Genomic DNA, 10800 nt, shown 5'->3' on the forward strand with positions numbered 1-10800 from the left:
TTCGATTCGAACGCATCAGAACTAGTCCTCACGGTTTCGGCAGGGCGACCATGTCGTTGGGCACGGAATCCACTGCGGCGACAGGGCTTTCGGTCACCGTGTCGGGCAGTCGCAGTCGCCACCCGTCGGTGGCCCAGATGACGGTGGCGGTGTTGCGGGTGATCGAGCGGTCCGGATACGTGGAGTAGGTCTGAACCTGCGCTTCGGTGTCGGCGTAGGCCGTGACGAGGTAGCCGAGGATGCGAGGCACCATGTCAGTGGCGGGGGTAGTGATCGAGATCTGGGCGCGAGCTGTCGCCCATGTGTCGCGTCCTCGCCCGGGGGCGATCATGCGTTGCCCGACCGAGGCCCACTGACCGTCCGCTGCGACCGACACGCGCACGGTCGCGTGGATCGCTGCCAGTGCGGCACCGACCGGAGACCGGTCGAAGTCCGAGGCGATCGCACCATCGACTACGCGGGGGCCTTGCACTGCGACCGGCAGGTCGATGCCTCGGTAGGCCCGCCAACTCAACTCACGGGGAATCAGCTGCGTAACGTCCGTGGTGGCTGGCGTGCGCAGGTCTCCGCCCGCGTCGATGTCCGCACAACTGGTGGCGGCGATTACCGCCACGGCAAGCACGATCCAGACGGCGATCGTCCGATGACCGCGTACCGAAAGTTTCTGTGGCATAGGGGTGTCCTGCGTTTCAGGTAGGGAGGATGGCGATGGCCAGGGCACTGGCCGAGCCGAGAAGTGCGGCGGCAGCGAGGGATCCGATGAAGCCTTCGATCGCTTCTTCGCGGTAGATCCGGAGGGCGAGTTGGCCGCCGACGAAGGTCGCGCGAGCCACACACAGCAGCAGCACGAACCAAGCCAGCCAGTTCACCAGCTGTGTCAGCGGCGCCAGCACCTGCGCGGGCAGCGGTTCGGCAATCACCAGCCACCCCCGAACCTGTCGGCGTCGTGAGCCGCGCGGATCGCGGAGGACACCGCGGCGGCGGGCAGCCAGGGAAAGGTGCGGGCAAGGTCATGGCCTCCGGCGCGCAAGCTGCTCATTTCGGCCCACACCGTCTCGGCGAGTTCCTTGACGCGCTCGTAGTCCGCCACCGGGTCCGCTCGTCCAGCCACGATCCAGGTCGGTGTTGCGCGCAACAGATCCTCGACCACTGCCAGATCGGCACCGCATCGCCTATACGCACGCAGTGTTCGGCGGGCGGACTCGATCTCGGCCTCGGTGTGAAGGCCCCGCTCACCCAATGCCGTGGAAAGGTCGTGGATGAGACGGGCACCTGCTTGGCGGGCCACCCCGGTCGGGTGCGCGGTCAGTACCCCATCGTGATCGGGTAGTTCGGTGACCGGTCCGATCGCGACGATCGCAGCGACGCGGCGGGTCTGGTCGCGTCGATGATGGTAAAGCCATTCCTGCGCCACGATCGCTGCCAGCGAATGCACCACCAACACGACGCGACCTCCCGCGTGGGAAATCACCGTGTTCAGGTCCTCGACCAGTTGAGCCATCCCCGCCCGGCCCGACGCCAGCGGAAGGTCGTTGCCGTGACCGCGCTGGTCGTAGACCAATTGCGCGGTGTCTGCGCTGAAATGTCTGTCGACCACAGTGATCATGGGCGAGAAATGCGCTGCGCTGGCCAGCGGTCCGGGCAGATAGACGACAGTCAGGGTGGCGTCCGGTTTCCCGAAGCGGGTCGCCGGCAGCGCTGTGCCGTCGGCCGCGGTGATAGTCACGGTGCGCGGATCTGGTGCGCTGCTGGGGGATTCGTGGCTGAACTGAGGTGCCTGCATGTCAGGAACCTCCGGTGACGGCGGCGTTCATGATGGCGCCAGCAGAGGTGGCGATGATCCCGCCGACCATGGCCGCGAACACGATCTTGGGTGATTCGACCGCGCCGCCGTGCCAGCGCTCCCACCCGAACTTGCCACCGGCATAGATCAGGGCTGCGACCCCGGCCAAGATGACCAGCCACGACAAGTACCCCACGAGGTTGGTCAGTTTGTCTCCGCCCGGCGGGATGGTCGGGTTGACCTTGATCTCTTGGGCCAGCACAGACACGCTGTCACCCACCACGGATAGAACGGACATGGTTATCTCTCCGAATCCTGTTGTTCGATAAGCTTTTTCGTGGCGCGCGCGAGAGCGTCGATGAGCTCGCTGCCGACGTGATGAACATCGAGGGGCACCGCTTGAGTCAGGCGGGCGCGCCGTTGCGGGACTGGGTCGAACGGGCTGAACTCGGCGAGCTCGGCCAGTTCGCGTTCGATGAGCTCGTCATGCCAGCCGATGTCCCACACCTGTTCGGCCAGGTCCTCGACCACGGCGCGATAACGGCGTACCGGCGCCGGTACTCGCCCAGGCCGGGCAGCACTGAGCACGACACCGACGACCTCGACACCGCCAGGAGCGGTACCGACATGCCATTCGCGTAGTCGATCTGCACACGCGACCAACCCCGGCAGACACAGCCGCGCCGCCACGACGACCCGCTGCGTCGTCTGCACCGACCCAGGCCAGGACTGCCCACAGTCCGCCGCTGGCGCCCACCACCGAGCGAGCGTCGAGGTGCCGGCTCCGCCGTGAGCGCCGACGATCGCGACCACCGGTGGATGCGCTCGGGTCGTCGGCAGGGGCTCGGTGCGGATACTGGCGACGCGATCTGGAGGGCTCACAGTGGCCGGGTCCAGACGGCGGCTGCCGATCCCAGCGAGGGGGTGCGCGCGCAAGGTCAAGGCATGCATCAGCTGCCTCGCTTCTGAATGTTGGTGATGACCAACCCGGCGGGGCCGACGGCGGATACGTTGATCACCTGCAGGTAGTCGAAGCGGCGGCCATCCGGATGCAGCTCCACCAGATGGACCTCGGCGGTGTTCTCCGCGATCGAGGTGACGCCGACACAGTGGGTGGTGCCGATCGGCAGCGCGGTGATAGCGGCGGCCAGCGGTTCGTGTGCGAGCCCGGCCTGCGGACTCGTCAACCGCAGGACTTGTTCAGCACTGCGGGTCACGTAGTAGGCGTGTTCGAACGCCGCGATCACGCCCGCGACAGTCGCGGTGTCACCGGCACCGGCCGTCACGATCTGAGCGGTCACCCCTGCACAGGCCCGCTCTGTGGCAACCACGACGGAGGTGGTGCCCGTCTGCGGGGCCGAGGTTGTCGAGGAGGCGTCGGCACGGTCCTCGCTCCCGCCCGACATGCTCACCGCGAGGGCCGCAGCCGATCCGGCGACAACGCTCAAGAAGGCGGCACTGATCCCGACAATCCGGAAGCGGTGCGCCCGCCCCCGGTACTGCCCGTGCTGTCCCGCTTGGCTGTCGATGTGCTGGTCGACCCGCTGGGGTTCGTCTGAATGTGGTTCTGGGCTGTCGGGGCTGTGTAGCCAGGCGGCACCATGGTTGCGGCTCAGGTCGTCGGTGGGCATGTTGTTCACCTCCTCGATCAGCTGGGTTGTGGTCGGGCCCTTCGGAGCACGCCGCTGGAAGAGCCACTGATCCGGCGGGGGAAAGCCCAGTAACTCTGGTCGTGCTCCGAAGGGGTCTAGGGGTGCGCCACCGGCGGGCTGGTGGCGACCGATTCCGAATTGGTCTGTTTGGCAGAGGTTTTCGCTGCGGTGGGCGAGGGTGCCGGGTGTGGATGAGTCGAAGACGTCACGCCGCTCGAGGGCGTCGGTTGCTTCGTCGATGACGTCGCCTGGGCGGCCAGGTCGTGGGCGATCGCGGTGAACCACGAAGTGGTCGCGGCCAGCGGGGTATCGCCGCTGGCAGTCACCGAGACGGTGCTGTAGCTGCTGCGTCGCCCGGTGGCGTTGCTGTATTGGGCAGTCGCCGAGGTCGTGTACAGGTCTTGGGGGTCGGTGATCGTGGACGTGATCGCCTCGAACGCGTCGTTGACCCATGTACTGATCGACTGGGGCGGCACCAGATCCACCACCGCCTCAGCGACCTTCGTGCCGAGCACCGCGACGGCGGCGGCGGGGTTGGACAGACCGACAGCGGCGAGTTCAGCGATGGTCGTGGCGGTGAAAACCTTCTGCGCCACCGACACCACGGCGTTGAAGCCGATCGTGCCGACCTTGAACAGCGCTGACAGAGCATCGGACTCGGTGGTTGCGGTGGCAGCCGGTGAGGACGCCGCCGCGACGCGCTGGCCCAGAGTTTGGTTCGGTGTGTAGGAGAGCTGGTCCAAGCTGGTGCCGGTGATGTCGTCGTTGACGACGCCGACCGCGGTGGTGAAGGCGGTGGAGGCCAGGGCTTGGGCGACGGTGGCGATCGCGGCGACCGGGTCCTTGCCCTCTGTTTGTCCGGCGATGTTGCTGACCGCGGTCAGCAACGGGCTCGCGGACTGGACATCGCAGGTGGCATCACCGGCCACGCACAGATCGGCTACCCGGCCGACCAGCGAGCCGTAGCTGGTCGGTGTAGCGCTGGCGGCGATCCCTGCCCCGGACAATCCGATGTTGGTCAGCTTGATCTTCGACACCGCGGTTCCGTCCGTGCCGGATGCAGCGGAAGGGGCTTCCCTGTTGTCGGTGCCCGGCAGGGCGCCGGTCGCTGCTCGTCGTGAAGGGTTGGCCAGCAACGCGATCCCTGCGATCTTCTCTGCGGGCACTCGTGATCGACCCGCCCCGGATTTTTCGGCGAAAACTGCTGCCGCAGCAGCGCCTTGGGCATAGCCGGCGACCGCGATCTGTGTCGATGGGCACCGGTCGATCACCTCACTGGCGCGTTGTTCGATCTGATCGGCCGCTGCGGTCACCGCTGCGGGGTAGTTCGCCGTGTTCACCTCGGCGCCGAAGACGATGTAGGACCGCGCGATCGCCGCGCCGACTGTGGTGGCCATCCGCCCGAAGGCCTGGCCCAGCACCCCGGTATCGCCGGTGTCGACGGTGGTGGCGGCGCCTTCCTCACCGTTCTGCACGCCCAGCACGTACAAGGCAGGACAGGCCGAGGTTGCAGGTTCGCCCGATGTCGTCGACGGGCGAGGTGGGCTGGTGGTGGGCTCGGCCAGGGCTGGTGCCGCGCCGATGACCGTCACTGTCAGCCATGCGGCCGCGATCGCGCAGGCTCTGCGCTGAGTGGTGTTGTGGTTCATCGGATTCGGCTTCCTTTCGGTGTCGAGCGAGTGGGCTCGGCCTGCCCGCGCCGGAGGGGGTGGCGCGGGCAGGCGCGTCAGTTGGTCGGGTTGGGGCCTTGATGGCGTGGTGGTCTGGCGAATCCCGCCCGGAAGGTGGTCAGGACGTCAGGGACTCCGAGGTCAGCTGCGCCGAGGTGGGTGACGTCGAATTCCGACCAGGACACCGCGACGTCGCGGGAGCTGTACTCGGCGAACAGTTCGCGTCCGGACTCGATCGGCACCAGCCCGTCGAGCAGCCCGTGGTACAGGTGGATCGGCACCAAGGGTGTAAAGGTGCCCAGGGTTTCGTGGGTGAGGACGTAGTTCCAGACCGGGTCGTTCCAGGGGTCGGGGCGCTCACACCATGTAGCGAGGGGATGCAGAAACTCCACCAGCAACGTCGCCAGGTCGAGCTCGGAAGCCGCGCGGACCGCGCGCACGCCGAGGTCGGTGAGTAGGTGATCGACCGGAAGGTGCGCGTAAGCCCGGCCCAGTCCGACCATGCCGGCGAATGCCAGGCCCGACCATGGTCCGCCGTCGAGGCTGTTTATCAGCGCACCGGGATCGCGGATTACCGCACCGGCCGCGACTGCGCGAAGATCGAGCTCGGGAGCGTAGGCGGGCTGAAACTCTGCGGCTGCGGCGGCAACCCGGCCTCCGTCGGCGTAGCCCCAGACCGCTACCGGACCCTCGATAGTGCCGTCGGCAGGCTGGGACCCGACAGCGCGAGCCAGGTCCAGCACCGCATGTGCGCCCGCCTGCTTTGCCAGGAAATGGTGGGGTCCGGCGCCGTGGATGCCCAGGCCGATCCCGTCGGGCACCGCGACCGTCCATCCCTGCACGAGCGCGGCGGCGATGCTGCTCGTGTCGGGTTCGTTGCCCTCGACCAGCAGCTGAGAGGGAGCGCACCGACCACCGAGGCCGTGAAAGGTTGGGCAGTACACCACCAAGGGGGGTTTGATCACCGCACCACCGGTCGGCGGTGCCGGCTCGAGCACGATGCCTGAGGCGGGGACCGGGATGCCAGAACTGGTTTTGGTTGTGTAGATCACCTGCCATGCCCGCCGCAGACCGGCGATGTGCGGCACGATGACCTCGCGGGTGCGCAGGATCTTGCCTGGGGTGCCGGGCCCGATCGTGGTGTTCGCGCGGAACTCGTCCGCCCCGGTGCTGGTCATGAGCGCGATCCCGCGATGTCGTGGGCGAGGGCGATCATCCAGGCGATGCCCGAGTTCAACTGGCCGGTCAAGGCATAGCCGTTGTGGCGCCCGACCGTGTCGGCGAACCGCAACCACGTCGCGGGGTTGACCAGCTCGGCGTTCTCGGCCGCGAGCTGGCCCCACGCGCCACCGAGCTGGGCGAGCAACCTCGGCAACAGCACCAGCGGATTCGCCATGACCGTCGCGCTGATCTCATTCCATCGCGCAGCTGCCGCACCCGGATCCGTGACGGATGTGCGGGGGTCACCGGCATCGACCAGCCGCTGCCCCAGATCAACTTGCGGCGCATAGTCGACCCCTCCCGCGCCCACCTGAAAGTCGTTAAGAATCACGGTGTTCCATGCCTCACCGAGCGCCTCCGAGAGCGACGCACCCAGAGTGGACAAAGCTGCGAGGGGGTTGGTCAGGTCCGCTTGGGCGAAGACCTGCGCCCCCAACCGCAGGACCGCGGCCTGACCTGGAGCGGAGCAGGCGAGGTCGCCGTCGCTACAAATATCGGCGACCCGCCCGACCAGTGCTCCGTATCCCTGGTCGGTGGTGGCGATGCCCGCACCCCCCGCGGGGGCCGCGAGGACCTGCACGGTCGAAACCGCAGCTCCCGACGTGCCGGGTGCGGGGTCGGGCACGATCTGGCCCGGCCTCCCAGGAAAGACCGGTTCGAGCTCGCCGCGATCGGGGTTGGCATACAACGCGATCCCCGCGACGCGCTCCGCCGCAACGGGCCCGTTTCCGGCGCCGACATCACGTGCGAAGCTCGCCATCGCTTGGGCGCCCTGGCTGTAGCCGATCCCGGCGAGCATCGTGTCCGGGCACACCTGCGCGACGTGGCGTGCAGCGGAGTCGAGATTGGCCCGCGCGCCCGACACCGAGGACACATACGGGTCAGAGCCGCCACCGGGGACGATGCCGCCGAATCCGGCGTCGTAGCCGATATAGGCCCGCTGTACGAGGGCTGGCACCGCATTGGCGACGGGCCCGATCAGCGATCCGACGACACCGGTGTCAGCGAGCGGATCCGCGGTCGGCGACGACTGGCCGGTGCCCTGGACACCGAGGATGAACAAGGCCGGGCACCCATTGATCGGCACCGCGACCGCAGGGGCCGCAGGTGAGGAGGCGGTGAGTACCGCCGCCCCCACCATCGCGGCGACGACAGCGGCGACATGACCTGCGGCGCTCGTGGTCATTGACCGACTCCGACGCCCGCGCCGAACCCGGCACCGATCGTCCCGCCGACCGCCGCGCCGACAGCACCGGCGGGTACGCCGAGGATCGCCGCACCTGCCGCGGCTCCGGCCGCAGCACCGAGGGCGGTACCCGCGACTCCGCTGGTGGCTTGTCCGATGATGGGGACAGGGATCACGATTCCTAGTGCGGCACCGGCGATCCCGCCGACGGTGCCGCCGATCAGCCCGCCCACCGTCGCGCCGACCGCCGCCGCGGGTGCGCCGAGCACGGTCGCACCAGCCGCACCGCCCAGTCCCGCGCCTCCCAGCACCGCGCCGCTGACGCGATCGGAGCGCCCCGCCGGGATACCGACGGAGTCAAGGGCGGTTGCAATCTGCGCTTCGGCGCCTGCTGCGGTGTTGTTGATGGTGTCGCGCACTTCCACCGGAACCCAGTCGGGGCTCGGTGTCTGCCACTCCCCTATCCGGATCGTGTTCTCCGGCGGGGTAATCGGCGCGACCGGCTCCACCGGAACGGGCAGGTGGAGTTCTTCGATCCGCACCGGCTCCACCGGCTCGTCCACCTCGGGGGCAGGGCGGGTCGGTGCGGTGCGCACTTGCTGGGGTTGTTCGTAGTACACCACCGGCGCCGGTTCGGGCTCAGGTTCAGGTTCAGGTTCGGGAGCTGGTGGCGGCGTGGGCGTTTCGGTACCGGGTTGGGTTGGGCTGGTGACGCCACCCTGGTCTGCGACAGTGGATAGTGGTCCGTTGGCGCTGGCCGCGGCGGCGTTCCCTACCGCTACAGCTACCGGAACCGCGGCCACCAACAGCAGGGTGCTGGCTCGACGAATACCGGGGATTCGATCTCGCCCGCGAGCGACTGTTGTGCGTGCGGTCGGAGTGTTTTTGGGCATGACCGGTCGACCCTTTCTAGTCGAAGGGTGAAGCAGAGGGTTTGTGCCGCAGCGGGATTTGATGGCGCGCGGCGTGAATTCAAATCGGTGTCTGCCTGGCACCGCCGGCCGGTGTTCGACCTGGCGCGGCGGTGTCGTACAGCGAGAACGTCAGAGGAAGGTCAGCGCCAGGTAGAGGACCTGGTTGGCCAGGGCAGCCCCGTTGGCCAGCAGCGACAGCCCGGCGTTGATGTAGCTCGCGATCACGATCGGATCCACAGGATTTCCTTTCTTGGAGGGAATTTCTTTCGCTTTCCATTCAAGCCATGAAACCGACTGGGCCGCTAGGTCGTTAACTGATCCAGTTTGGATATATCTAAAATGATCAGTTAAGAGGAACCAACGCTGGCGGCGCATCTACAGGACCGAAACGGGTTCATTAACACCGTGTTTACTTGCCTGCCCGAAAGCGTCCCGGCGACATTGAAACTTCTACTGACGCCGCATATTTGGCGAACGCCGCCGTCCGCAATCACGAAGCAGTCGGCAAACTTGCCGCATGAAAACCCTTCTGGTAGACAGGGACCCATCACCAACAGGCAAACCGCACCTCAAACATCTCAGCCTGTGACTTACACCACTAGCTCCCGGGGGGGAGATTATGAAAAAGGACGATATTTCTCGGCGTTCGGATCGGACGCGGCGACGGCGTCGACGCGATCCGACCCGACCCGATGTGTCCATTCCAGACCTCGGCACGACGTGCCGGTGGATCCGCGAAGATCTGGGCCTTACTCGTGACGAGGCGGCAGATGTGGTCGGGTTCAGCGCGGTCCACCTCGGGCGCATCGAACGCGGCGAGCGCGAGCCGTCGCTGAGTACCCTCGAAGGGGTCATTCTCGGCTACCGATCTGACCAGGCGATGGCCGCGCACCTGCATGATCTCGCCCTCCCCGATATCCCGCTGGCCCCGACCCACTACCTTCGCACCTACGTCCAAGCCGAGACCGCGTTGGCAGTCAACCTCGAACGCTTCCAGGCCCGAGGAGTCTTGGCCGCCTATATCGACCCGATGTGGAATGTGTTGTCGCGCAACGACTTGTTCGCCGATGCACTGACCGGCATCGATGACGTTGGATCGGCACCGGTGTGGATGTTCAGCGAGCACGCCGAGACCGTCCTCGTCGATCCCGACGGCGAACGGTCCTGGGCGGTCGCGATGATGAAATCCGCGCTCGGCAGGCACCGGACTTCGGTGCAGGCAAAAGAACTCGTAGCCGCGCTGGCCCCGAGCAGTGAAGCTCAACGACTGTGGGCAGCGAGCGTGAACGTCTCCCGCGGCCGCGACTCCCGGTGCCTGTTGCACGCACACGGCACCAACCACAGCGGAATCTCCTACCAGTTGTCGCTCACCGACAGCATCGTCGCCAAGCACATCCGGCTGATCACCGCCACGCCAGAGTCCTACTCCGGACCCGAACTCGACTGATCACCAACAACTCCCGGCCGGCGCAGCGATGACAGACCTGTCGCGCCGGTCGGGTCTTTGTGAGCCTTCACAGGTCGGCCTCGCCCAACAATCAACGGCTAATGTTCAGCAATTTCGAGGTGTCGGCAAGAACTTGGTGGCGAACTCCGCGAAAGTCGTGTTTCCTTGTAGTTGGAAGAGCCATTGATCGGGCAGAAATGATGCCCGATGAAATTTCACTCGACACCCGTCCCGCCCTGTGGGCGCGACCATTCTCCGGCGGCGTCATCGCACGCCACCATCGCCGATCGCCGGTGGCCTCGCAATGCCCGAAGTCAGTCTGACCCTTGCTATGACTCGACCTCGGCCGGGCCATATTCACACCATTTCTCACGCCACCTTCGTCGCCGACCTCGCGCGAAGGCAGGACCGCTTCTTGGCGATTTCCGCCCGCCTCTAGTGCGCGGCGCCCGACAGAGCGCATACGGAAATCCGTGCCGACCACGACCGGAGGCACGCCGGTGAGCGATGAACCCCCAACCCCACATCCTCCGCCGCTTCGCCGGTGGGTCAACACCCGATCCGCAGCCGCCCACATCGGCATCCATCCCGAAGTGCTGCGCCGGTGGTCCCGCCAACCAGGCAAGCACACCTGGCTACCCAAACCCATCCGAGTCGGAAAGGAATTCCGTTGGGACATCGACGCACTCGAAACCGCCCTGGCGGACCTGAACGACCGACCACAGGAGGACAACGATGAGGCGCGGTAGACCGCCACGGCCTCTTGGCGTCCCCGGCAAGCCCATGCTCACCGAGATTTCTCCCGGTCGCTGGAGTGCACGGGTGTACGTCCGCGACACTTCAGGCAGACGACGCGAGGTCACCCGCGTGTCTCCCCTCAAACTCAGCGCTCAGGGCCGCGCGGTCCCGGACCGCACCGGACAACGC

Annotated in this window: 12 protein-coding genes and 1 pseudogene; 3 read left to right on the forward strand and 10 right to left on the reverse strand. The window is 66.8% G+C overall.

Annotated elements, in window-relative coordinates; all coding sequences use genetic code 11:
• Window positions 1-28: 28 nt before the first annotated feature.
• The 10 genes from NS1_RS31540 to NS1_RS31585 form a co-directional block, all read right to left on the reverse strand.
• Window positions 29-673, reverse strand: coding sequence for a DUF8175 domain-containg protein (locus NS1_RS31540; RefSeq protein WP_062990415.1), 645 nt, complete (start codon window positions 671-673; stop codon window positions 29-31).
• Between the two features lie 16 nt (window positions 674-689).
• The gene (locus tag NS1_RS31545; RefSeq protein ID WP_062990417.1) at window positions 690-920 is read right to left on the reverse strand and encodes a hypothetical protein; all 231 of its coding nucleotides are present in this window, start codon (window positions 918-920) and stop codon (window positions 690-692) included.
• The gene (locus NS1_RS31550; RefSeq protein ID WP_062990420.1) at window positions 917-1783 is read right to left on the reverse strand and encodes an alpha/beta fold hydrolase; all 867 of its coding nucleotides are present in this window, start codon (window positions 1781-1783) and stop codon (window positions 917-919) included. The genes NS1_RS31545 and NS1_RS31550 overlap by 4 nt, the downstream gene beginning before the upstream one ends.
• A gap of 1 nt (window position 1784) precedes the next feature.
• Window positions 1785-2081, reverse strand: a complete 297-nt coding sequence (locus tag NS1_RS31555) for a hypothetical protein (protein ID WP_062990422.1) — start codon at window positions 2079-2081, stop codon at window positions 1785-1787.
• 2 nt (window positions 2082-2083) lie between these two features.
• Complete coding sequence (locus NS1_RS40455; protein ID WP_157125495.1) at window positions 2084-2497, reverse strand: hypothetical protein; 414 nt, start codon at window positions 2495-2497, stop codon at window positions 2084-2086.
• Window positions 2498-2733: 236 nt separating this feature from the next.
• Window positions 2734-3414 (reverse strand): DUF8176 domain-containing protein, encoded by a 681-nt coding sequence (locus NS1_RS31565; protein WP_157125496.1) that lies wholly within the window; start codon window positions 3412-3414, stop codon window positions 2734-2736.
• Between the two features lie 116 nt (window positions 3415-3530).
• Window positions 3531-5084, reverse strand: a complete 1554-nt coding sequence (locus NS1_RS31570; protein WP_062990427.1) for a cutinase family protein — start codon at window positions 5082-5084, stop codon at window positions 3531-3533.
• 77 nt (window positions 5085-5161) lie between these two features.
• Window positions 5162-6283 (reverse strand): lipase family protein, encoded by a 1122-nt coding sequence (locus NS1_RS31575; RefSeq protein WP_062990429.1) that lies wholly within the window; start codon window positions 6281-6283, stop codon window positions 5162-5164.
• Complete coding sequence (locus NS1_RS31580) at window positions 6280-7512, reverse strand: cutinase family protein (RefSeq protein ID WP_245914560.1); 1233 nt, start codon at window positions 7510-7512, stop codon at window positions 6280-6282. Before NS1_RS31580 ends, NS1_RS31575 begins: the two co-directional genes overlap by 4 nt.
• Window positions 7509-8135, reverse strand: coding sequence for a hypothetical protein (locus NS1_RS31585; RefSeq protein ID WP_062990431.1), 627 nt, complete (start codon window positions 8133-8135; stop codon window positions 7509-7511). Before NS1_RS31585 ends, NS1_RS31580 begins: the two co-directional genes overlap by 4 nt.
• 985 nt (window positions 8136-9120) lie before the next feature.
• Here NS1_RS31585 and NS1_RS31590 point away from each other — a divergent pair.
• From NS1_RS31590 to NS1_RS41375, 3 genes and pseudogenes are all read left to right on the forward strand, one after another.
• The gene (locus tag NS1_RS31590; protein ID WP_062990433.1) at window positions 9121-9873 is read left to right on the forward strand and encodes a helix-turn-helix domain-containing protein; all 753 of its coding nucleotides are present in this window, start codon (window positions 9121-9123) and stop codon (window positions 9871-9873) included.
• A gap of 500 nt (window positions 9874-10373) precedes the next feature.
• Window positions 10374-10622, forward strand: a complete 249-nt coding sequence (locus NS1_RS31595; protein ID WP_157125498.1) for a hypothetical protein — start codon at window positions 10374-10376, stop codon at window positions 10620-10622.
• Window positions 10609-10800 (forward strand): annotated as a pseudogene (locus NS1_RS41375) (site-specific integrase); the annotation flags it as partial. The gene NS1_RS31595 and the pseudogene NS1_RS41375, both read left to right, overlap by 14 nt.

The sequence above is a fragment of the Nocardia salmonicida NBRC 13393 genome (assembly GCF_001613085.1).
Lineage (GTDB): Bacteria > Actinomycetota > Actinomycetes > Mycobacteriales > Mycobacteriaceae > Nocardia > Nocardia salmonicida.

Bases quoted from the DNA above. Each gene is read 5' to 3' on its own strand.
- NS1_RS31540 (WP_062990415.1), bottom strand. From the start codon at position 673: ATGCCACAGAAACTTTCGGTACGCGGTCATCGGACGATCGCCGTCTGG.
- NS1_RS31550 (WP_062990420.1), bottom strand. From the start codon at position 1,783: ATGCAGGCACCTCAGTTCAGCCACGAATCCCCCAGCAGCGCACCAGAT.
- NS1_RS31555 (WP_062990422.1), bottom strand. From the start codon at position 2,081: ATGTCCGTTCTATCCGTGGTGGGTGACAGCGTGTCTGTGCTGGCCCAA.
- NS1_RS31565 (WP_157125496.1), bottom strand. From the start codon at position 3,414: ATGCCCACCGACGACCTGAGCCGCAACCATGGTGCCGCCTGGCTACAC.
- NS1_RS31570 (WP_062990427.1), bottom strand. From the start codon at position 5,084: ATGAACCACAACACCACTCAGCGCAGAGCCTGCGCGATCGCGGCCGCA.
- NS1_RS31575 (WP_062990429.1), bottom strand. From the start codon at position 6,283: ATGACCAGCACCGGGGCGGACGAGTTCCGCGCGAACACCACGATCGGG.
- NS1_RS31580 (WP_245914560.1), bottom strand. From the start codon at position 7,512: ATGACCACGAGCGCCGCAGGTCATGTCGCCGCTGTCGTCGCCGCGATG.